Raw genomic sequence first — 25,502 nt, forward strand, 5'->3', positions numbered from 1 at the left:
CTCCGTTACGACGCCGTCGTCGCCATTGCTGTTTCCGGCCGGGTCGTCCCGACCATCGCGGCCACCTTGGCCAAGTGATGATGAGAGGAAGCCCGGGTCTTGCGGTCGAGCCTCAGATCGTAGGTGATCGTCGCGCCGTAAGCGGACGGGAACTGCGGATCGTGGCGCACCTTGTCGAAGACCAGCACGCGGGTGCCGAGCTTGAAGGCCTCGCCGATATCGTGGGTGACCATCACCACCGTCATGCCATGCTCGGTCCAGAGCTCGGTCAGCAGGTCGTGCATCTCGACGCGGATGCCGGGATCGAGCGCCCCGAACGGTTCATCGAGGAGCAGGATCTGCGGACGGCCAAGCAAGGTCTGTGCAATCGCCAGCCGCTGCTGCATCCCGCCGGAGAGCGATGCCGGATAGAGGTCGCGCGCATGGGCAAGGCCAACCCGCGCCAGCATGGCCTCGGCCTCTTGCCTGGCGTTTCTGCGCCTGGCGCCGAAGACGCGGCCAAACGGCCCACCCGAGCGAAAGTCTTCGACCAGCAGCAGGTTCTGGATTGCGGTCAGATGCGGAAACACCGAATAGCGCTGAAAGACGATGCCGCGCTGTGGCGTCGGCTCGGGCACGATCGGGCCATCGCCGACGATGACGACGCCGCTGCTCTGCTGCTCCTGGCCGAGCAGAATGCGCAGGAACGTCGATTTTCCGCAGCCGCTGGCGCCGACCAGCGACAGGAATTCGCCGGCTTCGGCGGTGACGTTGACCCGCTCGAGCACGCGGGCATCGCCATAACTCTTTTCCAGCCCATGAACGAGGATGCGGCTCATCTGGTCCCCACCGGATGCGCCCAAGGGGAGATTGCCCGCGACAGCCGCGCCAGCAGCCAGTCGGTGATCACGGCAAGCAGCGTGATCCAGGCGACATAGGGCAGGATGACATCCATCGAGAGATAGCGGCGGACGAGGAAGATGCGGTAACCCAGCCCTTCGGTCGAGGCGATGGCTTCGGCGGCGATCAGGAACAGCCAGGCCGGCCCGAGCGCCAGCCGCACGCAAGTGATGAGGCGCGGCATGACTTGCGGCAGCACCAGCCGCAAGACCATGGTCCAGCTGTTGCCGCCAAGCGTCTGCGCCTTGGCCACCAACTCTGGTGGCAACTCCATCACCCGGTTGGCGATGTCGCGCACCATCACCGGCGCGACGCCGACGGCGATCAGCGTGACCTTGGCCGTTTCGCCGAGGCCGAGCGCGATGAACAGGATCGGCAGCAGCGCCAGCGGAGGGATGACGCAAACGACGGTGACGAAGGGCAGCAGGAACGCTCGCACCCGCGGGATGAAGCCGATGGCGATGCCGAGCGAAAGCGCGGCGACCGTCGCAACGCCTACGCCCGCGAACAGCCTGAGGAGACTGGCATAGGTGTCGACCCACAGGATGAGGTCGCCCGAGCGCTTGTCCGGCACCGTGGCAAGGTCAAGAAAGGCCGACCACATCTGTACCGGCGAAGGCAGCAGCTTGTCGCTGGGATTGAGCGCCAGTCGTTGCGCCGAAGCGATCAGATAGGCGATTGCCACGAACAGGAACGGCAAGCCGCCGAGGAACAAGGCGGCGCCGCGCGAGACCTTCGCATTGATCATGCGAAGTCGCACCCTCGGCTTTGGCCGGGAAAGGCGCATGGTGCCCTCACCGCCCGTCGCGGAGGCTTGATCCCTGGCACTCATTCCCTTGGCCAGCATGTCGGGTCAGGGCGTTGCGGTTGCCGCCTCGGCCATGAAGGCTGGATCGAAACGCAGCTTGACGTTCTTGGCGTCGCCCAGCGTGGATCCGTCGGCAAAGCTCATGCCGACCACGTCGACACTCGTCGCATTGGTGCCGAGAATGCCGTGGCTGAACAGGAAGTTGCGGACCAGATCCATCGTCTTCGGCAATTCGCTGCCATTGGTGAACTCGACCGCCTTGGCGGGATCGTAGAACATTGCCGTCGAGGCAAGCTGCGCGTCGAAGCCGGCGAGGTCGGTGCCGGACGCCTTGGCCATCTCCTCCTTGGCTGCCTTGCCTTCCGGCGTGTCGGAGGTCATCAGCTCCATCACCTCGTACCACGCGCCGACAAGCGCCTTGCCCAGCGCCGGGTTGTCCTTCAGCGTCTCGGTGTTGACCACCATCATGTCGATGATCTCGCCGGGAATCTGCGCGGAATCGAAAACCTTGTGCGCACCCGGCATGGCGACGATCTCGGAAACCAGCGGGTTCCAAGTGACGACCGAGGTGACGTCGCTGGTGCCATAGGCGGCGACCATGTCGGCGTCGGATGTGTTGACGACGGTGATGTCCTTCTCGGCGAGATTGACCGTGTCCAGCGCCCGCGCCAGCAGGTAATGCGAGACGGAGAGCTCGACGAGATTGACCTTCTGGCCGGCAATGTCGGCGAGTGCTGCCTTGTCCTTGAGGATCACCGCATCATTGCCGTTGGAGAAGTCGCCGATGATCAACGCGGTGGTGTCGACGCCGCCGCCGGCGGGGATCGACAGCGCGTCCATGTTGGTCATCGAACAGCCGTCGAAACCGCCGGCGGTATACTGGTTGATGCTTTCGACATAGTCGTTGATGCGGGTGATCTCGACATTGATGCCGTTTTTTTCAGCCCATTTCTTCATGATGCCGCTGTCGGAGAGATAGCCCCACGGCATCCAGCCGACATAAATCGACCAGCATATTTTGAAGTCTTTCTTGGGCGCCGCGTCGGCGGCGGAAACGATGGGAAGGCTGAGTGATGCGGCTAGGATGATTGCGGCCAGCTTGCGAAGCATTGCGTACCCCTGTTCGCGATCCGGATTGCGTCCGGACCTTATGTTGGGGCTTACGGAGCGCGCATCCGGGAGAGGTTCGCGCCAGCAAACCCGTGCAGGGTTCTCCCGGGATTTTGGCCCGCCGTGTTCCGCCGGATGCCTCAGTGCATCCCTGGCGGTCGCATCTCTTGGACCAGCACCGCCTTGTCGCGGCCGGAACCCTAGACGCTCTGCACACCATCTACGAAGCAAGGAGCATGCCAAAGCCGAATTATGCCAAATGGCCGGCATTTGTGGAACTGTGCGGCTTCGAGCATTCGCCCGAGTGACGCGAAAATCATCGCATCGCCGACGGATTGGGCAGTTTGCCTGATTGCTGCTAGTTCACAAAATCTGACGCTTGCTTCCGGGGCCGTTAGCCCGCTCAGGGTGGGAAGGAGACCTAACTCACCAGCTCTCCGACGGCGCGTGTGCGCCAGGAGCGGTCCTTCAAGCCGCTGTTATGGAACGACCTGTGTGGGGCCGGAGACTGACCGTCTGCTATCAGGACGGCAATAGCAGAATGCGGTCGTTGCGTTACCGATCTTACTCGGCCATTCGAGAAAAGCGACCGGACGGCGAAAGGCCAGTCGCAAGCCCCACAAAGTTTATGCATAATCAGTGACGGTGCCCTCGACTTTGAGCCCTGCAGTTCTCCATTCGCAAGACCATCGTCGTGCGACGAAGCGAATGCATGCCATAATCCTCAGGCTAAAGACTTTCCCAGCCTCGAAACGGGAGCGCCTGATGGCCGTGTATGATGAGTCAAGGCTGGAGGTCATCAACCTGGAGGAAGCAATGGACGACCAAGACCCGGTCCGCACCGCCAACGAGTGGCTCGACAGCCACAGCGCGCTTCGGATTTTGCAAGACCACTTCGAATACACCACGCGTGAGATCGACGAGCTGTGCTTGCGCTATACGGGTAAGCGCTGCTGTCCCAGCGTCATCTCCAAATTCGTCAATCGCCGTCCTCAGGCGCCCGCGAAACTGCCCGGAGTTTCTCATGTCGCGATCCGGGTTATGGCCGACACGGCTACGGGCATCGCCCGGCGGTCTCTCTTGAACGAACTCGAGATTCGGGCGGCGTCAGCGGCAGTCCTCAAGGCAAATACTCCGGCAAACAGGGCGTATTTGAAACGCCTGCTGCGCGCGGCGCAGTTCGACGTTACTTACGAGCGCCGTCTCATTGCCCAGTTGGCCAGGCCCATCAGTGAGCATGGTAGCACCGAGCGCGATCTCGACCTCGCCTCCGTGGATTACCTCGAAGGCCAGATCAACATCCACGCAGCGCGGCTCTTCGCTTGTGATGAATCTGACAAACTGCAGAGGCTCGGTGTCGGTTTTGCCCTCATGGCAGGCGTCACAAAACGGCTGGACCCAGCTCTTCGGGCGGGCCCTCGGTGCGCCGAAACAATCGATCTTATGCTGGGTGTCAATGCCCGCCTGAACGGCTACTTCGTGGCCTACGAGATCGATGACCTGAAAAAGGACGCCCAATTCGGGACCGCGCGACTAGCCGCCGAAAAGATCGCGGAACCACTGTTCCTCGCGGCAGCAAGGCACTGTGCAACGCTGCAGAATGACCCAAGGGTGCTGTTCAACGCCGCGTCGGGCACCGGTCTTGCCGGACAAAACCATCAGGCGAAGAAGCATTTGGAGCTTGCTGCAGAGCTCGACGGCTTCAAAGGGGACAACATCCTCAACTGGTATCCCGACTGGATGACCGAACGTCTCAGCGAAGCGACCGAATTGGCCGAAGCTTTGAAGCTCATAAATGGAGAACGGAAATGAAGCGAATTCTGATCTTGGCAGCGGCATTCACGCTCGCCTTCAGCATATCCTCTCTGGTCTTGCCTGCCGGCAAGGTAGAAGCGCGCCCGGTCCACATCGGTGTAATCAGCTGAAGCAAACGATGTTTCGGTAACCGCGAAATCGAAACGGCACGCAAGAAGCCGGGTGTTTCATGATCGTGTTCAACTCCATTGAGGAAAGGACACGTACTTGAACAAACTTATCGCCGCTGCCGCTGCCTCGATCCTGATTGTGACCGCTGCACACGCTGGGCAGGAGACGACTGTCTCGGCTGGTGCAACGTACAACACTGACAGCAAGAAGCTGGACTGGAACGCTAGCGCCTCGCAGTCGAACACCACGTCTTCCGAGCGGGGCAGCTCGACGACGAAGGTCGAGGTTTCGACCACCAATGGGACCAGTTTCGGGGGGCAGGCCACCCAGACGACCACCCGCAAGTAATTGCGTTCCGTCACTTCAAAAGCGCTATCTGGAAATCTAGAATTGAAGTAGGCGGGCGGCCTGGCGGGCGGCCCGCCTTACTCTAGTCCAGCAGCGGTGTATCCTCTTCCGCCTTGGCACGAGTGTAGCGGCCCTGTAGCAGGCGCCGTCGCCTCGCGACGAAGCTGTCACGCTACCAAGGCGGGCCGATAAACTGGCCAGAGTCGCATTCACTCCCAAGGATCGAAATGACTGCTCCTGGCGCTACTACGACCTCCAACAGGTCGCCCGAGATGGCTGCTTGCTTCTCTATGCTGACATGGAGACGCATGCCGCCCGGCAGCCCTGGGGCCGTGTATGGACGGCTCTCCGTTGGCAAGGGTTTATTTGAGCATTTTGCAGTTGCTGGTTGGTGCGGCCATGTATCCGACCTGTAAGTGCGGCTTTTCACGCGCCGCTGGCCATAATGCCATTCGCGCGGCTCAGGTCCCGATCGAAAGCTCGCACTCGAGGTGCACGGCCCCAGTGGGTTTTCCTGATCCGGCGGTTTCAACCGGCTCTGTGCATTAGCTCCTGTTCGCCCTTTCCAACTCGTCGGCGATCACTCGCCCTATCTCGATTTATGCGATGATCGGCTCCTTGTAGCGCTCGCCGTTCGTCATCAGTGCCCAGACCATCCGGGCGGTCTTGTTGGCGAGCGCGACCGCCGCCACCTTCGTCGTTCGTCGGGCCATCAGCTGCACGAGCCAGGGTCGCCTCGTCCCGTGCCGCTCGGCATAGCGGATGACCGCCATCGCTCCGACCACGAGCAGCTGGCGCAGGTATCGATTGCCGGCTTTGGAGATGCTGCCGAGCTTCTCCTTGCCCCCGCTTGAGTTCTGCTTGGGAACGAGCCCGATCCAGGCCGAGAGGCATCGCCCCGACTTGAATGCGAGCGGATCGGCGACGGTCGCGACGAACGCACTCGCCAACAGCGGGCCCACCCCTGGTATCTCCATCAACCTGCGACCCAGCTCGGTCTCTCGTGCACTCGCCCGCACCCTGCGATCGTTCTCGAGGATCTGTGCCTTCACGACTGTGAGCTGCGCCTCGAGCATCCGCAGACAGAGCCGCGCGTCAGCCGGTATCCTCGTGTCGTTATCGTCGTTAATGACGACAAGCAGTTGCTCGATCCCGATCCGCCCGATCGGCGCCACGACTCCGAACTCGGACAGATGGGCCCGCAACGCGTTCGATATCTGCGTGCGCTGGCGGTTGAGCATCAACCGAACCCGGTGCAGCATCATCACGCTCTGCTGCTCGGGTGACTTCACCGGGACGAAGCGCATGGTCGGCCTGGTCACCGCCTCGCAGATGGCCTCGGCATCGGCCGCATCGTTCTTCTGTCGCTTCAAATAGGGCTTCACATACTGTGCCGGCAGCAGTCGCACATCATGACCTCGTGCGGTCAGCTCTCTCGCCCAATAGTGCGAGGAACTGCAGGCTTCGATCCCGACCAGACATCGCGGCAGCTTCTCGAAGAACCCCAGCACTCGCCCACGGGTCAGCTTCCTTCGAATGACAACCTGGCCCACGGCATCTACGCCGTGGACTTGAAACACGGACTTCGCGATATCCAGACCAATCGTCGTACCCTTGTCCATCTCAGCTCTCCTCCAGCTCTGGCCCAGCGACTATAGCCGCAAGGCGGAGGAGAGCCGTCCACCGCATCAATAGTGGACTGTCGGCTTTGCGGTAGAGCTAGAGGAAAGCTGACGACTTCGTTGATCCGAATCCAGCCATTCGGTACAGTTATCCTCTTGCCGGAAGAAACAGCCCGGCGCGTCCGGTAGCCGGGTTGCCAGTCAGCGTCTCTACCTTGCCAAGGGATTCTATGTTGGAAGGCAGTTCCACGTTCTCGATGACCAAAAACTGGCAGGTGTCGCCATTCTTGGAGAGATGCTCGAAAAAGAAGTCTTTGAGCGACGTGTTGCTGAGAGCCGCCTCATCCGGTGTCAGCGGCCCTGCTTTGGAATGAATAGGATCTCGGTAGGTAAGCAAGGGCGTATCGAGCAACACGAAGCCAGGATGTGGAAGCTGCCGCTCTCGGCAAAACAAGAACAGTGCCACTTTGAAAGCCGCATGAGTGATCGCGCGTACGCCTTTGCCGTTGTCGCGGCGATGCTTGCCGTCAATGATTAGGTCAAAACTCGTTTCGTCGAAGGAAACGTTGCGCTGTCCGGGAAATTGCCATTCTTCGAGCACAGAACTCACCATCTGTGCAAAATCATAAGCGACGTTGGTCGGTAGACTGAGGTTCGGCCTCTCATTCTTTGCGGCAGGCCGAAGAGCAGCAAGTGCAGTTCGTCGATCGAGGAGTGATGCTCGCTGTTCGATCAATGCGAGGCCCTCGCGAACTTTGTCTCGAACCGACAATGCCTCATGCAATCGCCTTCGTGCTTCATTGGCGGTGGGCGCTAGCTCGGCGAGACCGCGTTCAACGTGAGCAAGGCCATCGTATGCTTCGATAAGCTCCTTTTCGCGTTGCAGCCCTTCGGCATGCAGGTCTGCCAATGCGGTCTCCAGCTCAACACTTTGGTGTTTGATCTTTGCAATTTCCGCACCGGCGGCAGCCCGAGTCTTCTCGATCTCATCAAGACTACGCGCATGCTTTTGGTTCTCTGGAATCGCACCGCATAGCGGACAATCGCGGTCTCCGCCAAGGCCCAGCAGAAAGCCTGCTTCTTCGATAGACTCCAGCCGCAAAACGTCGGACTGGTACACTTCCTGGAGCTGTTCAAATCTTCCGATATTGATATGAATTTCCGCTCGCCTGGCCTCCAGTCGCGAAATCGCATCAGCATAGTTCCGCTTTGCCGCTAGTCTGGCTCGAATAGACTCTTGAGCCTGATCAAACTCACGCCGGGCGTTGTGATACGTCTGCTCCAGTGATGCATTTTGATCGACCAGTTGATCCGCATTGGGAAAATCTGCCGTCAGCTTCTCGTCAAGTGCAGAAATCATATCATCGAGGACTTCAAACTTGCCTGTCGTTGATGCTTTGAAGGTTTTCCTATCGACCACCGGTACAATGGCGCTGTCGTCATCACCGGTGAGCATGAGCTTGAACACGCTTCGTTCGGCAGTGACAGATGTATATTGTCCTGAGAGAGCCGGTGATGTTTCGCTTTGGATCGAGGTTTCATCGACAATGCAAAACTTGGAGAGGTCACGAAAACTAAGTGGACGTTTCTTGCCATTGGCATCCGTCGCGATCTCGCGGCCGGTGAGACCTATTTCATTCAACAGAAACTGAGAGACATTATCCGTGTTCGCGCTGTCGTGCCGTCCTGACAGCGCTCGGATCATGTTCGCTCCGTTTGTGGGAGAAGATGTGACGAGGTCGGGATGGTACTCAAGGGAGCCGCCCGCCAATGCGCGCATGAACGTCGATAATCCTGAGATAGGGAGCTCAAGACCGAGCCAACCACGGTCGTAGGGCGCGCGCTCCGCTATGCCTGGCAGCTCTCTGGCTGCACCGAGAAGAAAGTCCAAAGACTTGACCGAGAACGACTTGCCGGTATTGGACGCCCCATAGAGCACGTAAAGGCCCGGCGAGAAATCCAGTGTGGCTGCCTCGCCGTTGGGGCCTGTAAACGTGAGGCGATTGAGGGTGAGCCACGGTCGTTTCAAGCGCCGTCTCCTAGCTCACCGCCTTCACCTTGGAATTCGACTGTCCATCTACCGATGCGTCTTGAGATCATCTCCGCCAGATCATTGTCGGATCTTTGGCCGACATAATTGGCGAGCCATTCGGCGCGGGATTTTAAGCCTTTGCCGTAACTCGTGCGAAGAGAATCGACGAACGCAGCAGCCTCCTCTCGCGCGACATACATAATCCCGTCGTCCCCGGTCTGGGCATCGACCAAATGGAGCTGACGCATAAGGGTAAGACCATTCTCGACAAGTCGACGCCTCACTAGAAGTTCACCGGTGCGTTGCGGAATATCGGGATGGAGGCTTTCTGGTCCTCCTATGTCCGCCGTATGAACCACTAGATGATCGAGCCAGACCAAATGCGAAAGATCAAATGCGCGCGGAAACGCCGCATCCAACATTACCACCGCGCGGGTTCCCGTCTCGAGGGCGCTGTTGAACAGCGGAGTCCGCTCTGCTTCATAGCTGGTCATTCCTTGCGCCATTTGAGCACGCCTTCATTCGCGAAATGGTGACAAATCCCCTGCTTCACCGGAACGCGGGCATACTTGGCCAGTGCGCCGGACGGCTGAACGTTTGCTGCTTGCGTCATGACAGCGTCAACCCGGCGCAGACTATCGAGATAGTCCGCCTTGTGCGTCTCCGCGACGCCGTGGTGGAGATCTCGACGTAAGATATCGATCTCCTCCTGCATCGTATTGTCCCGATAAAACCGTGTGAACGAGTCGGCGTCGAAAAATCGCTCACGCTGCATTTTCAGATGCAGGCCGTGAATGGCGTGCGTTCGCGCCGCTTCTTTGTCGATCGCACTTCCCTCACGCTCACCGTATGCGTCTAGCAATTGTCCAACGTATGGCAGCTCATGTAGTTCGATCTCGTCGGGCACAGTACCCACCGGCGCTGGACCAGGGTCGATTCCGAACCACGATTGTAGTACCGGCTTGGCCGCAGAATCCGTCAGGATTTCATCGACCATCACCAACTCTACCCGTGAGAAATCCCAAGCCTCGATGAACGCACGCAACTCGGCTGTCAGCGGAATGGTGGGCCCATCCACAATGGTAGTTCCACAGTAAGTATCCCACTTTTCCAGAATTGAAGCTCTGAATTCTGAGGGTTTGGCAATGAGGCGCTTTAGGTTTCGGTTCACACCGCGTGGCGCTACAAAGTAATACTTGGTTGGAGCGGTGAATTCCCCTTTGTAGCTGTAGTACAAAATCTTACCAAGCTCGGCGATTCCTACATCGGTTGCTAGAGATCTTCCGTACTGCTTACACTGATAGTTATGCCATTCACCTTCTAGCTGCTGAACGGTCAGATAGCCGACCACATCGCGGCCCATGTCGCCAGGGCCGGTGAATCGTTGTGCTTTCACATATCCTGCCTTGTGGCCGATCCATTCTCGCACAAAGCTTTCGAGTTGCTCATCGGTAAGCGCGAGGATTTGACGATCTATTGGAACCTTGACCATGCGCAAGAATCAACAGAGTGATGACAACATATGATTGTGCGTACGCTGCCCGAAGCAACTTTACAACTACAACCGCCAATTAATCTCGGCAACGTATCTCGCCGCTATGCAGACGGGCCATCCGTAGCTAGCATTCGCCAAAAATGTGTGCGCGGAAGCCAGGCAAATCGCCCACTTATCTATTACGAATTCCGGAGATCGCGAGCGCAAAGCTGGTTCTGCCTATCCACAGCGTTCTTATAGGGAATAATAATTCCGGCAAATGCTCGGCGCTCGAAGCGATCGACCTGGTGGCTTCCGACCGCATCAATCGTTTCGGCGCAACTGGCGAGCACTATAACGGCTTCTCCTATAAAGAATGCCTTTGACCGAGAGGAGCAAGGGAGGAGGAACGATGACCGAGCGAACTTATCGTCGCTATACCAATCTGGCATCGGCGCTGCACATCCTGCGCAACAAGTGCCTGACGCTATTGAGCCCTAATACATGGGACGACAGGAATGATGCCTTCTTCATGGCAGAATACAAGCGGCTGAAACAAGCAAAGACCATCCTGGCGATTTGTCTCGCAGTCCGAGAGGAGACGTATCACCATTGGCAGGTATTCTCCCATGGGGCAGACGGAGTCTGCTTAGAGTTTGACAGCGAAAAACTGCGTTCAGCCTTTAGTCGGGCAGAGGGCGTGCGCCACCAGATGGTGAACTACCAACTGATCAATCAAGTCAACAAGATGGCGGACGTGGACCTAGAGCGGTTGCCGTTCATGAAGCGCTGGCCATACGGCGACGAGAGTGAGTATCGCGCGGTCTACGTCGACAATGATGAGGAACTACCCGCCTATGCTGTGCCGATTGGGCTAAATGCAATAACCCGCATCACACTCAGTCCTTGGCTCGCTCCAGCCTTGGTCCCTGTCGTGAAGGAAACCTTGATGTCTCTGCCCGGATGCTCGGGGTTACGTGTCTATCGTTCAACACTCATAGACAACGACCAATGGAAAAAGCTGACTGGGCGTGTGACGATACCGGTCATGCCATCCGGAAGTTAAAGCAGATCGCTGTTCTCCACCTTTTTATGGCTGTGTCGATGTCAGCTTTTGGTGAGCAGCAGCGCGGACCTTAACGGCCGCGTTTAGGCGCGAAGCGGCCATTCGCTACACGCAAGACATAGGTCGCCTCGGGGTCAAAACGGTACGTCAGGTTTTGTCCACTAGGGAGACATCCCGATCGAATCCGCTGCCGGCTTCATCGGGTCAACCGCGGCAAAAACGGCGCTCGCCTCGCTGACGATGGAAACGTGATCCTTGGCTGCCTGTCCTGCGGCAGCGCCGTCACCGCGCATGATTGCGGTAACGATGACGTCATGCTCCTGCCAGGATTTGGCCAGGCGGCCCGGCAGCATGAATTGCGCGCGCCGGAACGGCGCCAGCCGGCTGCGCGTCATGAAGGCCAGTTCATGGATGTGCTTGCTGTGCGCGCCGCGATAAAGCCTTGTGTGGAACTCGGTGTTGTAATACTCGTAGTCCTCCTCCGCACCCAGCTGCACAAGGCGCGCGGATGCCTGGTGCTCGATTTCGAGCGCGCGGCGTTCGCCGGCGGTCATGCGCTCGGCCGAGAACCGCGCGCAGATCGCTTCAAGCTCGGCCATGCTCTCGAACATCGAGGCAAGGTGCTCCTGCGTCACCACGGCGACGGTGGCGCCCCGGTTGGGCCGCCTTTCGACCAGCCCCATGGCGCTCAGCCGGCCAAGCGCCTCCCTGACGGGGGTTCGCGACACGTCGAAGCGGGCAGCCAGCGAGGCCTCGTCGAGCTTTTCGCCGGGGCGCAGGAAGCCGGTGACGATCCGGTCGCCGATCGCCCTCACCATCTGATCGACGGTTGTGCCCGACCTGATCAAGCTGCGCTTCGCCGACAATTTTCCTCCGTCCAGGCTTTGCAGAGGCGAGTGGCTCGCCGGAAGTTTCGACTCGGACGCGTCCTCTATGCCTCTATTTTAATCTACCTGTCAAACTGACTATTCGAAAGGCAAAAAGTGCATGCAATTGCCTTTCTCTTAAGCAGGACTGGTCTGTGTATCGACTGATTTCATTGAATAAATTTTAGTTTTGAAACTGGCACAGTGATTGCATGCACTTTTCCGAGAAGGGAATCAATCGACCCGGAAAAGGGTCCAACAGGGAGCATCGACATGACCGAGAGATTCATGCTTAGCCGCCGCGATCTGCTCAAGACCTCCGCCGCCGGAGCGGCGCTCGGTCTCGCCGCGGCGTCATTTCCGATCAGCAGGGCGTTCGCCGCTGCCGTCACTGTCGGCTTTATCTATGTCGGACCGAAGGACGACTACGGCTACAACCAGGCGCATGCCGAGGGAGCCGCCACATTGAAGGCCATTGAGGGCATCTCCGTTGTCGAGGAGGAGAACGTCCCCGAAACGGTCGATGTCCAGAAGACAATGGAATCGATGATCAACCTCGACGGCGCGTCGCTGATCTTCCCGACCTCCTTCGGCTATTTCGATCCGCATATGCTGGCCATGTGCGAGAAATTCCCCGACATGCAGTTCCGCCATTGCGGCGGCATGTGGAACAAGGACAAGCATGCGATGAATGCCGGTTCCTATTTCGGCTATATCGGCATGGGCCAGTACCTCAACGGCGTCGCCGCCGGCCACGCCACCAAAACCAAGAAGATCGGCTTCGTCGCCGCAAAACCCATTCCGCAGGTCCTGCTCAACATCAATTCCTTCCTGCTCGGCGCACGCTCGGTCGACCCGGCAATCACCTGCCAGGTGATCTTCACCGGCGAATGGTCGCTAGCAGTCAAGGAGGCGGAAGCCACCAATGCGCTGGTCGATCAGGGTGCCGACGTCATCACTTGCCATGTCGACAGCCCGAAAGTGGTGGTCGAAACAGCGGCGGGACGCGGTGCCTTCATCTGCGGCTACCATGCCAATCAGAGCCCGCTGGCGCCGGAAAAATATCTGACCGGCGCGGAATGGAACTGGGCGAAGGTCTACAAGATGTTCGTCGACGACCTCGTGGCCGGCAAGCCGCTGCCCAATTTCACGCGTGGCGGACTGGCCGACGGCTTCGTCAAGATGAGCCCGCTCGGTCCCGCCGTCAGCGAGGCGGCGCGCGCACAGTTCGACGGCACGCTCGCCGAAATGATGAAGGGCGGCTTTTCCGTGATCAAAGGTCCATTGAAGAACAACAAGGGCGACGTCGTCGCAACCGAGGGCCAGATCTTCGTCGAGGCCGCGATCGAGCTGGAAAGCATGGACTATCTCGTCGAGGGTGTCGTCGGCTCGACCGCTTGAGGATGGATCGGAGACGGGGGCCATGGCAGACACGGTGAGCAGTGCGGGCGCGCCAGTGATGTTCGGCGCGAAGGCCTATCCGACGGCGCTCGAAGGGATCGCCCGGCGGGCGGAAGCCTTCGTCATCCCGCTCGCCGCGCTGATCGTCGGCATGGCCTTGTTCAGCCTGTTCATCGCGCTGGTCGGCAAGTCGCCGGTGCAGCTCTATGAAACGATGTGGCGCGGCGGCTTCGGCTCGTGGTTCTCGATCCAGAACTCGCTGTCGCGGGCCGCACCCTTGCTGCTAGCAGCACTCTGCGTGGCACTGCCGGCCCGGCTCGGCCTCGTCGTCATCGGCGGCGAAGGCGCGATCGTACTGGGCGGTGTTGCCGCGGCTGCAACTGGCGTGGCCACCAGCGGCACGCCGGCCTTTTTCGTTGTTCTTGCCATGGGCGTGGCGGGCATGGCCGCCGGCGGCATCTGGATCGGTGCCGCCGGCGCGCTACGCCACTACCGTGTCGTCAACGAAACGATATCGAGCCTGTTGATGGCCTATATCGCCATCGCCCTGATGAACCATCTGGTGGAAGGACCGCTGCGCGATCCCGCCTCACTCAACAAACCGTCGACCGAGCCGTTGGCGGAGGCCTACCGCATCGGCAATATTCCGGGCATGGACGTGCATTGGGGCCTGGTCGTTGGCGTCATCGCGTGCATTCTGTCCTGGCTGCTGATCGAAAAGACCCGCTGGGGGTTCGCCGCCCGCATCGCCGGCGGCAATGTCAGGGCAGCCCAGGTGCAGGGACTTGCCGTCGGGCCGCTGATCGTCGGTTTCACCGCGCTGGCCGGAGGCTTCGCCGGTCTTGCCGGCATGCTGGAAGTCGCCGCCGTGCAAGGCAGCGCCAACGCCTCGCTCGCCGCCGGCTATGGGTATACCGGTATACTGGTCGCCTTCCTCGCCCGCCACAATCCGCTCGCCATCATCCCGGTCGCCTTTCTGCTTGGCGGCATCGACGCCTCCGGAGGCTTGATCCAGCGCCGCATGGACCTGCCCGACGCCACCGTGCTGGTGCTGCAGGGCATGCTCTTCGTCGTCATCCTGTTCAGCGAAACCTTCTACGGCCGCTTCAAGGCCTTCAATCCCGACCTCTGGCAGAGGGGCGATCTCTTGAAGAGGCCCGATCTCCTGAAGGGAACTGCCTGATGGACCCAACCGAGATCGGCCTCTGGGGCGTTCCGCTCGCCATGCTCGGCGGCGCCATCCGCGTGTCGACGCCCTTCATCTTCGTGTCGCTGGGCGAAGCCATCACCGAGCGTTCGGGGCGCATCAATCTCGGTCTCGAAGGCACGCTGGTGTTCGGCGCGATGACCGCCTATGCCGTGGCGGTGATGACCGGCTCACCATGGCTCGGTCTGCTGGCCGCCGCCGCCGCCGGTCTTTGTTTCGGCCTGTTCCACGGCTGGATCTGCAAATTCCGTGGGGTTAACGACATCGCCATCGGCATTGCGCTGATGCTGTTCGGCTCGGGTCTCGCCTTCTTCTTCGGCAAACCGTTCATCCAGCCCTCGGCGCCCGACCTGCCGGCCATCCCCTTTGGCGGCTGGTCCGACGTTCCGCAGGTGCAGGCGGCGCTCAACGTCAATGTGCTGTTCCTGATCGGCGCAGCCCTTGCCGTGTTCCTATGGTGGGCTTTCCGCAACACCCGCGCCGGCCTGATCCTGCGCGTGGTCGGTGACAGTTCCGACGCGGCGCGCGCCATGGGCCTCAACCCGAATACGGTGCGCCTCATCGCCACCGGCATCGGCGGTGCGCTGGCCGGTATCGGCGGCGCCTATCTGTCGCTCTACTATCCCGGCAGCTGGACCGAAGGCATTTCGTCGGGCCAGGGGCTGATGGCGGTGGCGCTGGTTATCTTCGCGCGCTGGAACCCGCTCGGCTGCTTTGCCGCCGCGCTGCTGTTCGGCGGCGCCGGCGCGCTGGGGCCGGCGCTGCAATCGGTCGGCGTCACGCAAGGCTACTATCTGTTCTACGCCGCACCCTACATTCTCACCCTCGTCATCATGATCGCCAGCTCGTCGCCGAGCCGTTCGCTGACCGGCGCGCCGGGCGAACTGTCGATCACCAAATGACGTTTCCAGACTGGAGTTTTGCTCAATGAACGCCAGAGCCGAAATCACGCAGCGCTACATCGACGCCGACCCCTATCCATGGCCCTACAATGGCGAGCTTCGGCCCGACAACACGGCGCTGATCATCATCGACATGCAGACCGATTTCTGCGGGCCGGGCGGCTATGTCGACCATATGGGCTACGACCTTTCGCTGGTGCGGGCGCCGATCGAGCCGATCAGGTCGGTGCTGTCGGCCATGCGGGCGAAGGGCTACACCATCATCCACACGCGCGAGGGCCACCGGCCCGATCTCGCCGACCTGCCGGCCAACAAGCGCTGGCGCTCGCGCCGCATCAATGCCGGCATCGGCGACCCCGGACCCTGCGGGCGCATCCTGGTGCGCGGCGAGCCGGGCTGGGACATCATCCCCGACCTCTATCCGGCCGAAGGCGAGCCGATCATCGACAAGCCGGGAAAGGGCTCGTTCTGCGCCACCGACCTGGAGCTGATCCTCAACCAGCGCGGCATCGAAAACATCGTGCTGACCGGCATCACCACCGATGTCTGCGTGCACACGACGATGCGCGAAGCCAACGACCGCGGCTTCGAATGCGTGATGCTGGAGGATTGCTGCGGGGCGACCGACTACGGCAACCATCTCGCCGCGATCAAGATGATCAAGATGCAAGGCGGCGTGTTCGGCGCGGTGTCCAATTCGGCGTCCTTCGTTGCCCAGTTGCCATGAGGTTCGACCATGAGTGATCGCGGCGAAAGAGCAGTTGGCGTCGAGACCATCGGCATGAGCATGCGCTTCGGTGCCTTCACCGCGCTCGACGACGTCTCAATCAAGGTGCCGGCGGGATCGTTTCATGCGTTGCTTGGCGAAAACGGCGCGGGCAAGTCGACGCTGGTCAAATGCATCATGGGTTTTTATCACCCGACCGCCGGCGACATTCTGATCGACGGCCGCGAGGTCGGGATCGCCAGTCCGAAGGATGCCTCGGCGCTCGGCCTCGGTATGGTCTACCAGCATTTTACGCTTGTCCCGTCACTGACGGGTGCGGAAAACCTGGTCATTTCGCGCGAGAAGGTGCCGGGGATTATCGACTGGCGCAACGAGCGCGCCGCACTTGCCCAATTCATGGAGCGGATGCCGTTCAAGCTGCCGCTCGACGTCAAAGTGGCCGAACTCGCCGCCGGCGAGAAACAGAAGCTCGAAATCATCAAGCAGCTTTATCTCGGCCGCAGTTTTCTGGTGCTGGATGAGCCGACGTCGGTGCTAACCCCCGGCGAGGCGCAGGAAGTGCTGGGCCTCGTGCGCGGCATGACCAAGGCGGGCGATCTCACCGTGCTGATGATCTCGCACAAATTCCACGAGGTGACGGCTTTCACCGACGACATCACGGTGCTGCGCAAGGGCAGGCTGACTGGAACGGGGAAAGTGTCGGAGCTGTCTCACAAGCAGATGGCGGCGATGATGATCGGCGATCAGCCGATTGCCGCGCTTGACTCGCGCGCTCCAGTGCCGGCCGAAGCCAGGCAGGTTCTGACGGTGAAGGCGCTGAAGGCGCCCGACCGCACCGGCCTGAAAACCATCAATATCGGCGAGCTCGATGTGAAGTCCGGCGAGATCGTCGGTGTCGCCGGCATTTCCGGCAACGGCCAGAAGGAGTTTTTAGAAGTCCTTGCCGGGCAGCGTACGCGTGATGCCGGCGACGTTCTGGTGAAGGGCTCGCCCTACGGCGCCAGCCGCGCCGAGGCCCGCACGCTCAATGTGCGATTCATCCCGGAGGAACCGTTGCGCAATGCCTGCGCGCCGAGGATGACGGTTGCCGAAAACATGGCTTTCCGGACCTTCGACCTGAACGAGGCCGGCAAGCCGATAAGCTGGATCCGGATGAGCGCCATCAGGGACTATGCGACGCGCCTGGTCGAGCAGTTCAAGGTCAAGACCGCCTCGCTCGCCTCGCCGATTTCATCGCTGTCCGGCGGCAATGTGCAGCGCGCGGTGCTCGCCCGCGAACTGACCGGCGAGGTCGATCTTCTCATCGTGTCCAATCCCTGCTTCGGCCTCGACTTCTCGGCGGTCGCCGAAATCCGCGCCCGCATCATGAAGGCGCGCAATGCCGGGGCGGCGGTGCTGCTGATGTCGGAAGATCTCGATGAGCTGCTTGAACTCTCGGACCGGATTTTCGTCATGTCCGACGGCGCGCTGGTCTATGAGACGCCGATCGCCCAGGCGAGCGTCCAGACGATCGGCGAGCATATGGCGGGACATCACTGATGGCGGAGATCGACGCGCTGCCGTTTCCGTTTGGCTGCAAGCCTGAGGCGATGGCGCTGGTCGTCATCGACATGCAGCGCGATTTCGCCGAGCCGGGCGGCTTCGGCGCCAGCCTCGGCAACGACGTCAGCCGGGTGGTGGCGATCGTGCCGATGGTGAAAAGGCTGATCGAGGGATTTCGCGCAGCCGGCCTGCCCGTCATCCACACGATGGAGTGTCATCGGCCTGATCTCTCGGATCTGCCGCCAGCCAAGCGTAGTCGCGGCAATCCATCGATCCGGATCGGCGACGTCGGCCCGATGGGCCGTGTGCTGATCGTCGGCGAGCCGGGAACGGCAATCCTCGACGAGCTTGCCCCGCTGCCTGGCGAAATCGTCATCGAGAAGCCTGGCAAGGGCGCCTTCTACGCCACCAGCTTCGGTGAGAACCTGAAACGGCTCGGGGTGCAGCAGCTCGTCTTCGCCGGCGTCACGACGGAAGTCTGCGTGCAGACTACGATGCGCGAGGCCAACGACCGCGGCTATGAATGCCTGCTGGCGGAGGATGCGACGGAGAGCTATTTTCCGGAGTTCAAGGCGGCCGTGCTGGCCATGATCAGGGCGCAGGGCGCGATCGTCGGCTGGACGGCGACAACGGACCAGGTGCTCAAGGGAATTGCCGATGCCTAACATTGCATACCCGGCTCTCATCCATGGGGGCTGGCGTGATCTGGCATTCGAGCATTTTCGCGACGGCATCACGGTGCATTGGCTGCTCAAGGGCGGACCGGCCGAACCGTCCGCCGCCATCCTGAACTATCGGCCCGGCGCCGGCGTACCGCGCCATCGCCATGTCGCACTGGAAACCATCGTCATGCTGGAAGGCACCCAGAGCGACGAGAATGGCAACTATCCGGCGGGCAGCGTGATCCTGAACCCGGTCGGGACCGAGCATTCGGTATGGACGAAACACGGCTGCGTCGTGCTGATCCAGTGGAATCTGCCGGTGGTCATTCTGGACGAGACGAAATGAGCGACATCCGCTTCGATATCGGCAGCCTGCACGCGAGCTATGCCTCCGGCATATCGGCCGCTACCATTATTGAAACCGTGTTTCAGCGCATAGCGAAAGCGGACGATCAAGGCATCTTCATCCATCTGGCGAGCAAGGCGGACCTGCTCGCCGAAGCCAAGGCACTCGGCGGATTCGATCCCGTGGCAAAGCCGCTCTGGGGCGTGCCGTTCGCGGTCAAGGACAACATCGATGTTGCCGGCATGCCTACCACGGCCGCCTGCGCCGAATATGCCTACTTGCCGGCGAAAGACGCCACCGTCGTCGCGCGTCTGAGGGCGGCCGGCGCGCTGGTCGTCGGAAAAACCAATCTCGACCAATTCGCCACCGGCCTCGTCGGCGTGCGCACGCCCTATCCGATCCCGAGAAACGCGATCGATCCGAAACTGGTGCCGGGCGGTTCCTCGTGCGGCTCGGCCGTGGCGACGGCGCACGGCATTGTTTCTTTCGCGCTCGGCACCGATACCGCAGGATCCGGCCGTATCCCCGCTGGCCTCAATAACATCGTCGGGCTAAAGCCGACGGTCGGCGCGCTGTCGGCCGCCGGCGTCGTCCCGGCCTGCCGTACGCTCGACTGCGTCTCCGTCTTCGCACTCACCGTCGATGACGCCTACAGCGTCTTCAGGGCCGCGGCGGCAGAGGACGACGCCGATCCTTATTCGCGCGCTATCGCGGCGGCGCCGCTCGGTCCGCGCCCATCCGTGCTGTCTGTCGGCGTTCCGGCAAAGACGGACCGGGAGTTTTTTGGCGACGCGGCCATGCAGGCGGGATTCGAAACGGCGCTGCGGACGCTGGAACAGCTCGGCTGCCGATTGATAGAAATCCCCTTCGGCGATTTCTACGCCACCGCCAACCTGCTCTACGAAGGCGCCTGGGTGGCCGAGCGCTATGCGGCGATCGCGGATTTCATGGACGTGAACGAGGCAGCCATGCATCCGGTGACGCGCCAGATCATCGGCGGGGCGCGAAAACTTTCCGCAGCGGATGCTTTCAAAGGCCTCTATGCGCTGCAGGCCTACAAGGCCAGGCTCGCGCCGGTCATAGCGTCGGTCGACCTTTTCTGCGTGCCGACGGCGCCGACGCATTACACCATCGGCGCCGTCTTGGCCGACCCGATCCTCACCAACAGCCGGCTCGGCACCTACACCAACTTCGTCAATCTGCTCGACATGTGTGGCATCGCCGTACCGACGGGCAAGCGCGACGACGATCTGCCGATGAGCGTCACCTTGCTTGCCGCCGCCGGCAAGGACGCCTTGACGGCGACGCTGGCCAGCGAGCTCCATGCGGCCAGCGGTCTCGGCCTTGGCGCGACAGGCTGGGCGATGCCTGCCAATGTCGCCAAAATCCCGGAGTTCGATGACGGCATGATCGAGATCGTGGTCGTCGGCGCGCATCTGTCGGGAATGCCGCTCAACGGCCAGCTCTGTACGCTAGGCGGCCGAATGAGCAGGGCCGTCAAGACGGTCGCCTCCTATCAGCTCTATGCGCTCGCCGGCCAATCCGTGCCGAAGCCGGGGCTCGTGCGTGTTGCCGATGGCAACGGGAAGTCGATCGATGTCGAGGTCTGGCGGCTTTCGGCGGACGCGTTCGGACGCTTCGTGGCCGCGATCCCGCCGCCGCTCGGCATAGGCACGATCGAGCTCGATGACGGGACATCGGCCAAAGGCTTCCTGGTCGAAACCGCCGGGTTGTCACAGGCTATCGACATTTCAGCCTATGGCGGTTGGCGCAGCTTCATCGCAAAAGCCGGCAGAGAGCGACTGGAGAGCGTTCCGGCCGGCTGAACGACCTGCCACTCGCGCCGGCAGCTGACCTCAAATCATAGCAGCATGCTCGGCGAGCCAGTCACGCCGAATGCCGTAAGCGATCCGTAAGCGCGCGTGTGCGAAAGTTGCACCGTGAGTGGCAGGTGTGACCAAGCGCTTGCCACTGCCGGAGACTTCGCGATGCGAATAGGCAGTGCAGTGGCTCCAACAGATTTCGTCGGGACTCATCAGACCCGGCGATGGTCCGTGCTGTCGGGTTTTTCTTCTCGCCGGACCATCGCAACGGCGGCGATATTTCTCAGCCTGCTGTCGGGTTCGGGGATCGCTGGGGATCAGATCCCCGATTGGCGCCTGAACGCTCGAATCGTCGCGGTCGGGCTGTCCGACGTGGCCGGCGTGCGCGAGGTGGGCCGCTTTCATGTCGGCGGGCCGATACCGGGAAATCCGGAATTTCTCATGGCGACGCGCGAAGGGCGGGGTGCTCGATCCGCTCAGGGTTCTGGTGGCCGTAGGCAGCAATTTCGGCGCACCGCCGGGTAACCCAGCACTTGAGGACGGGGCGATCCTGTCCATCGATCCGCAGGGAACCGAGTCAGGCGACCCCATCGTCGTTCCGGAAGATCTCGCCAGCGACAATCGGGAGAACCGGGTTCAGCTCTACACGGCGCAGAGCGAACGGTTTCTCAACCGGCGATACAATGCCGGGGCTCGAACCGCGCGCCTCGCAGCCGCATCCGGACCGCGATATATTTCGGTCAACAACGCCTTCGGAAGGCCCTGGATCGCTAACGCGCCGAACGGGGTGGCCGGCGAGGGCAGCGTGACGGTCGTCGACCCCGACGGTGCGCCACTCGCCAACGCGCCAAGCCGCGAGGCCGGCGGCGTGTTCGCCGGCCGGCATACCGATCGCGAGCAGATGCCGAAAGCACAGCCCAGCGGCTGGCTTGGCAAGCTGTTGAATTATCAGGCAAGCGGCCAGCTGACATCGGGCGGAATGCAGACGGGCGCGCTCGGAACGGCGTTTCTCGGTCCGTCGCCGGACGGCAGCGGCTTTGCCGTTTTCGCCGCCGTCACCGCGGATGGCGGCGTTGTTCAAATCCATGTCCAGGACGGCGTCGATGGTTTGGCCGGGCCTGGCACGGTGAGTACCGGCCAGGGCACGGCAAGCACCGGCCTTGGCACGGTAAGCGCCGGCCATGGCACGGCAAGCGCCGGCCACGGCACGGTAAGTACCCGCCCCGGCACGGTAAGTACCGGCCCGGGCATCGGCGACGATCCCGGCGTCATCGGCATCGCCTTCAAGTGGAACCCGGACCGCGCTCTCTACATCGCCGATCCGGGCCGCAACCGGCTGGTGCTGCTTGAACTGGAAGACGACCGGCGGCATTTCACGGTCGCCAGGACCCGCACGATCTCGCTGCCGCAATTCGACCATCCGGTCGACGTTGCCGCCGCCATTCCCGAAATCGCCAATCCGCAGTTCTCGAGCCACACGACGCTCGCCGGCGGGTCCGATCTGTTCGTCGCCAATCGCGGCGACGGCTCGTTGCTGCGCTTGAGCCAGGACGGCCGGCTTCTCGCCCGGGCGACGATCGATGTTCCCGGTCTTGGGCCCCTCGGGCCCGATCGTCTTCGCGCGATCGCGACGTCGGCGGACGCGCAGCGGATCTGGATAACGATAGGCGGCGACGCACCGGGATTTCCGGGCCGCGAAGGTGCGCTCATCGAGATCCCCACCTTCGGCGAGCACGGCGCGTCGACGACGATGCGGAAGACGCAAGGCACACAAGCCGACGCCAATCTTGCGGCGCGCGGAAAACAAGTGTTTCAGACCGACTTCACGGCGCAGATGGGCCTCGGCCCATTGTTCAATGCAACGTCCTGCGTGGCCTGCCATCCCGGCCCCGGCGGTGCGAGCATTGATGAAAGCCTCTTTGCGCGCAGGATAGCCCATATGGACCCGGGCTCTGGGCGAATGGTTCCGATCGATCATCCCAACAGTCCGGTCGCCAGACGCCATGCGTTGCGCGATGGCATGGGGATAGTGTCGGCGGCGATCCCAAGCCAGGCCAATGTGATTTCGCTGCGCATGCCGCTCGCTCTCTATGGTCTCGCCAGGATCGACGAGATACCCGACAGCGTCATCGAAGCGCAGGCGGTCAGCAAGGGCGACGGCATCAAAGGCCGCGTGCACCATGTCGTCGACGCCCAAGGCGCATCGCGGGTCGGCCGATACGGCTGGAAGGCTGACATAGCCACCCTCGAAGATATGGTGGCGAACGCTTTCGCAAACGAACTCGGCGTCACCAGCGCGACTGTCAGCCGCGAGGCGGGCACACAGCCGATCGAAGACGATTCCGCACAGATCGACGCGGTCGCTTCCTATCTGCGAGCGCTCCGCCTGCCCGATGGGGCAAAGCCATGAGCCTTGCCCTGACGCTCTCCCATGCACCGGAAAAAATGCGCCCGGTCTTGCCTGGCGTCATCGTTGCTGCGGCACTCGCCCTTGCGGCCGGCTGGATCGCCGGCGGACTGGGCGAGCCGTTGTCGCGCAACCCGGTCCTCGTCGCCATGCTCTTCGGGCTGCTGATCGGCAGCAGCTTCGCCTGTCCGGACGCCTTGCGCCCAGGGCTCGACTTCACCAAGCGCTATCTGTTGCGGCTCGCCGTGGTGCTGGTCGGCTTCCGTATCACGACGCGGCTGTTCCTGGATCTGGGGTTCATGCCGCTCGCGGTGGCTGCCGTCGAGCTGCTCCTGGTGCTGACGCTGCTCTACGCCGTCGCGCGCAAGCTGTTCAGGCTCGACGCCGAGATCGCGCTGCTTGTCGCCGTCGGCAGCGCCGTCTGCGGCGCCGCGGCGATCCTCTCAATGGCCGCGCTCGTGCGTGCGCGCGACCACAGCGCCGGCATCGCCATCGCCTTGATCACGCTGAGCGGCACCGTGGCGTTGCTCGCCTATCCGGTCATGTTCCTGGGCGGATGGCTGCCGCATCTCGACGACCGCCTCTATGGCGTGTTCGTCGGGGCGAGCATTTTCGAGCTGGCGCAGGTCTACGGCGCCTCCTTCGCCGTTTCCGATGACGCGCTTAACACCGCCACACTGGTCAAGCTCAGCAAAGTGCTGATGCTCGTCCCGCTTCTGCTGGCCGCCAGCCTGGTGTTTCGCAGCCGCAACAAGGCGCAAGAGGCCCGCCGATCCCGTTCCCGTGGTTCATCGTGGCGTTCATCGGCGTGGTGATGTTCAATTCGGAGATCACCCTCAATCCGCAACTGCGCCGCGTCATCCTCGATGCCGACCAGTTCCTGTTCCTCATGGTGATGGTCGCGCTCGGCATCACCACCGGGGTCGGCCGGCTCGGAGAGGCCGGCGGCGCCTGGCGCCTGATCGGCGTGGGTTTCGTCGGGGTGGCTCTGTCGGCGGCCCTGGCCTATGGCGCGCTGATCCCCTTCTCGGCGACCTTCCGGGCCGCATCGCCTTCATCGAGCCAGAGCGCGATGCTTGGCAACCATGGCGGACGGCTTTTCGCCTCGACCGGTTGCGCCAAATGCCATGTGCCGGCGCTGGAGGGCATCAACGGCGAGGTCCGGCTCTATTCCGACCTTTTGCTGCACGACATGGGGCCGGCGCTCGACGACAAGATCGTCCAGGGCGATGCGATCGGCGCCGAATGGCGGACCGCCCCGCTCGTCGGCATCCGCCTACGCCAACGCTACCTGCACGACGGCCGCGCGACCACGCTGCGCGATGCCGTCTTCGCCCATGGCGGCACGGCGCAGATCGTGCGCGACCGCTTCTTCGACCTGGACGAGACCGACCGCCAGGCGATCCTCGATTTCGCGGCGAAGCTATGATGCGGCTTTATCACGCCACCACCGTTTTTGATCGGCCGAACCGCCATGTATGAAGCCGTCATCGCAGAGCTGAACCATCTCGACGGACCCGAGTTGCTGGCGCCGCTCGTCACCGACCTGTTTTGTGGAAACATAGCGCTGGTGTCCTCGTTCGGCGCGGAATCCGCGGTGCTGCTGCATATGGCGGCCTCGATCGACCGTTCGCTTCCTGTCATCACGCTCGATACCGGAAAGCTGTTTTCGGAAATGATCGCCTATCGCGCGCAGCTGACGGCTCTGCTCGGCCTCACCGATCTGCGTGTCGTCACGCCTCAGGCGGATGTCTTGCGGGTGCTCGACGGCGCTGGATCGCTGCACCGCCGCGATCCGGACCGATGCTGCCACATCCGCAAGGTTCTGCCGCTCGAAAATGCGCTGACTGGTTTCAAAGCCTGGATTTCCGGCTGCAAGCGATATCATGGCGGGCTTCGCGCGGATGTTCCGACGCTTGAGGAGACTGACGGACGCCTGAAGATCGACCCGCTTGCCCGCTTCACCCGCCGGCAGATCGAGGCCTATCTCGATTACTATGATCTTCCGCGGCATCCGCTCCTCGAAAAGGCTACCACTCGATCGGCTGCGCGCCCTGCACGGTCCAGTGCGGCAGCGCGGACAATCCGCGCGCGGGCCGCTGGAGCGGACTGTCGAAGATGGAGTGCGGGATTCACCGGTCGCCCATTGCCTCTCGCAATTCGGCCCCGTCTGCTTCCTGATTTCCGGTTACGCAGACATCGAGGTCCGCACCCCCCAGGGAATCGGCCATTGCCGCTTCATCTGCGAAGCCACTACGAATTGTCGTAATGATTGAAAACTAGGCAAAGCTCGCGAAAACCAGGAGATCAGCTGCCGGAAACTAGTGGTGAAAAGCCGACACTTGGTTACCCCG

The 25,502-nt window shown here is 61.8% G+C and carries 22 protein-coding genes, 1 pseudogene and 1 riboswitch; of the genes and pseudogenes, 15 read left to right on the forward strand and 8 right to left on the reverse strand.

The features are described from left to right. Nucleotides 1-5 precede the first annotated feature (5 nt). The 3 genes from A9K68_RS26670 to A9K68_RS26680 all read right to left on the reverse strand — a co-directional run bounded on the left by A9K68_RS26670 (nt 6) and on the right by A9K68_RS26680 (nt 2,797). On the reverse strand, nt 6-818 hold the full coding sequence (locus tag A9K68_RS26670) for an ATP-binding cassette domain-containing protein (protein ID WP_065008401.1): 813 nt from the start codon (nt 816-818) through the stop codon (nt 6-8). Then, nucleotides 815-1,627 carry an ABC transporter permease gene (locus tag A9K68_RS26675; RefSeq protein WP_246811237.1) on the reverse strand — a complete coding sequence of 271 codons (813 nt, stop codon included), beginning with the start codon at nt 1,625-1,627 and terminating at the stop codon, nt 815-817. Before A9K68_RS26675 ends, A9K68_RS26670 begins: the two co-directional genes overlap by 4 nt. 105 nt (nt 1,628-1,732) lie before the next feature. Further along, the gene (locus A9K68_RS26680) at nt 1,733-2,797 is read right to left on the reverse strand and encodes a putative urea ABC transporter substrate-binding protein (protein ID WP_065008402.1); all 1,065 of its coding nucleotides are present in this window, start codon (nt 2,795-2,797) and stop codon (nt 1,733-1,735) included. Nucleotides 2,798-2,897: 100 nt separating this feature from the next. Beyond that, a riboswitch (guanidine-I (ykkC/yxkD leader) is annotated at nt 2,898-3,012 on the reverse strand. 550 nt (nt 3,013-3,562) lie between these two features. Here A9K68_RS26680 and A9K68_RS26685 point away from each other — a divergent pair. Beyond that, nucleotides 3,563-4,609 carry a hypothetical protein gene (locus tag A9K68_RS26685; protein WP_065008403.1) on the forward strand — a complete coding sequence of 349 codons (1,047 nt, stop codon included), beginning with the start codon at nt 3,563-3,565 and terminating at the stop codon, nt 4,607-4,609. A 210-nt stretch (nt 4,610-4,819) separates the two neighbouring features. Continuing rightward, a complete protein-coding gene (locus A9K68_RS26690; protein WP_065008404.1) occupies nt 4,820-5,071 on the forward strand; it encodes a hypothetical protein in 252 nt (83 codons plus the stop codon). 599 nt (nt 5,072-5,670) lie between these two features. On the opposite strand, the gene A9K68_RS26695 is transcribed toward A9K68_RS26690, so the two are convergent. The 4 genes from A9K68_RS26695 to A9K68_RS26710 form a co-directional block, all read right to left on the reverse strand. Further along, complete coding sequence (locus A9K68_RS26695; RefSeq protein WP_065010339.1) at nt 5,671-6,693, reverse strand: IS110 family transposase; 1,023 nt, start codon at nt 6,691-6,693, stop codon at nt 5,671-5,673. A 148-nt stretch (nt 6,694-6,841) separates the two neighbouring features. Then, nucleotides 6,842-8,722: a hypothetical protein gene (locus tag A9K68_RS26700; protein ID WP_065007130.1), complete on the reverse strand. Its 1,881-nt coding sequence runs from the start codon at nt 8,720-8,722 to the stop codon at nt 6,842-6,844. After that, a complete protein-coding gene (locus A9K68_RS26705) occupies nt 8,719-9,219 on the reverse strand; it encodes an ABC-three component system middle component 2 (RefSeq protein ID WP_065007129.1) in 501 nt (166 codons plus the stop codon). Before A9K68_RS26705 ends, A9K68_RS26700 begins: the two co-directional genes overlap by 4 nt. After that, nucleotides 9,216-10,217: an ABC-three component system protein gene (locus tag A9K68_RS26710; protein ID WP_065007128.1), complete on the reverse strand. Its 1,002-nt coding sequence runs from the start codon at nt 10,215-10,217 to the stop codon at nt 9,216-9,218. Before A9K68_RS26710 ends, A9K68_RS26705 begins: the two co-directional genes overlap by 4 nt. 394 nt (nt 10,218-10,611) lie before the next feature. On the opposite strand from A9K68_RS26710, the gene A9K68_RS26715 reads away from it, so the two are divergent. After that, nucleotides 10,612-11,265, forward strand: coding sequence for a hypothetical protein (locus tag A9K68_RS26715; protein WP_065007126.1), 654 nt, complete (start codon nt 10,612-10,614; stop codon nt 11,263-11,265). A gap of 161 nt (nt 11,266-11,426) precedes the next feature. Here the strand turns inward: A9K68_RS26715 and A9K68_RS26720 are convergent, their stop codons facing one another. Continuing rightward, entirely contained in the window at nt 11,427-12,083 is a 657-nt protein-coding gene (locus A9K68_RS26720; RefSeq protein ID WP_246811432.1) for a GntR family transcriptional regulator, read from the reverse strand. Between the two features lie 321 nt (nt 12,084-12,404). Between A9K68_RS26720 and A9K68_RS26725 the strand changes: the two genes are divergently transcribed. The 12 genes and pseudogenes from A9K68_RS26725 to A9K68_RS26775 all read left to right on the forward strand — a co-directional run bounded on the left by A9K68_RS26725 (nt 12,405) and on the right by A9K68_RS26775 (nt 25,417). Continuing rightward, nucleotides 12,405-13,532 carry a BMP family ABC transporter substrate-binding protein gene (locus tag A9K68_RS26725; protein WP_065007124.1) on the forward strand — a complete coding sequence of 376 codons (1,128 nt, stop codon included), beginning with the start codon at nt 12,405-12,407 and terminating at the stop codon, nt 13,530-13,532. 58 nt (nt 13,533-13,590) lie between these two features. Further along, nucleotides 13,591-14,715, forward strand: a complete 1,125-nt coding sequence (locus A9K68_RS26730; protein ID WP_065007123.1) for an ABC transporter permease — start codon at nt 13,591-13,593, stop codon at nt 14,713-14,715. Continuing rightward, a complete protein-coding gene (locus A9K68_RS26735) occupies nt 14,715-15,641 on the forward strand; it encodes an ABC transporter permease (RefSeq protein ID WP_065007122.1) in 927 nt (308 codons plus the stop codon). Before A9K68_RS26730 ends, A9K68_RS26735 begins: the two co-directional genes overlap by 1 nt. A 25-nt stretch (nt 15,642-15,666) precedes the next feature. Beyond that, a complete protein-coding gene (locus A9K68_RS26740) occupies nt 15,667-16,368 on the forward strand; it encodes an isochorismatase family cysteine hydrolase (RefSeq protein ID WP_065007121.1) in 702 nt (233 codons plus the stop codon). A gap of 9 nt (nt 16,369-16,377) precedes the next feature. Then, nucleotides 16,378-17,907, forward strand: coding sequence for an ABC transporter ATP-binding protein (locus tag A9K68_RS26745; RefSeq protein WP_065007120.1), 1,530 nt, complete (start codon nt 16,378-16,380; stop codon nt 17,905-17,907). Further along, nucleotides 17,907-18,575 carry an isochorismatase family cysteine hydrolase gene (locus tag A9K68_RS26750; RefSeq protein ID WP_065007119.1) on the forward strand — a complete coding sequence of 223 codons (669 nt, stop codon included), beginning with the start codon at nt 17,907-17,909 and terminating at the stop codon, nt 18,573-18,575. Before A9K68_RS26745 ends, A9K68_RS26750 begins: the two co-directional genes overlap by 1 nt. After that, a complete protein-coding gene (locus A9K68_RS26755) occupies nt 18,568-18,918 on the forward strand; it encodes a cupin domain-containing protein (protein ID WP_065007118.1) in 351 nt (116 codons plus the stop codon). The genes A9K68_RS26750 and A9K68_RS26755 overlap by 8 nt, the downstream gene beginning before the upstream one ends. Further along, nucleotides 18,915-20,744, forward strand: a complete 1,830-nt coding sequence (gene atzF, locus A9K68_RS26760; RefSeq protein WP_065007117.1) for an allophanate hydrolase — start codon at nt 18,915-18,917, stop codon at nt 20,742-20,744. Before A9K68_RS26755 ends, atzF begins: the two co-directional genes overlap by 4 nt. 400 nt (nt 20,745-21,144) lie before the next feature. Continuing rightward, complete coding sequence (locus A9K68_RS26765) at nt 21,145-23,151, forward strand: di-heme oxidoredictase family protein (RefSeq protein WP_246811238.1); 2,007 nt, start codon at nt 21,145-21,147, stop codon at nt 23,149-23,151. Nucleotides 23,152-23,186: 35 nt separating this feature from the next. After that, a pseudogene (locus A9K68_RS31925) lies at nt 23,187-24,034 on the forward strand (putative sulfate exporter family transporter); the annotation flags it as partial. 186 nt (nt 24,035-24,220) lie between these two features. Next, nucleotides 24,221-24,577, forward strand: a complete 357-nt coding sequence (locus tag A9K68_RS31930; RefSeq protein WP_246811433.1) for a di-heme oxidoredictase family protein — start codon at nt 24,221-24,223, stop codon at nt 24,575-24,577. Between the two features lie 45 nt (nt 24,578-24,622). Next, nucleotides 24,623-25,417, forward strand: a complete 795-nt coding sequence (locus A9K68_RS26775) for a phosphoadenylyl-sulfate reductase (RefSeq protein WP_246811239.1) — start codon at nt 24,623-24,625, stop codon at nt 25,415-25,417. The last annotated feature ends 85 nt before the right edge of the window (nt 25,418-25,502 follow it).

The organism is Mesorhizobium sp. AA22 (genome assembly GCF_001672375.2).
GTDB classification, from domain to species: Bacteria; Pseudomonadota; Alphaproteobacteria; order Rhizobiales; family Rhizobiaceae; genus Mesorhizobium; species Mesorhizobium wenxiniae.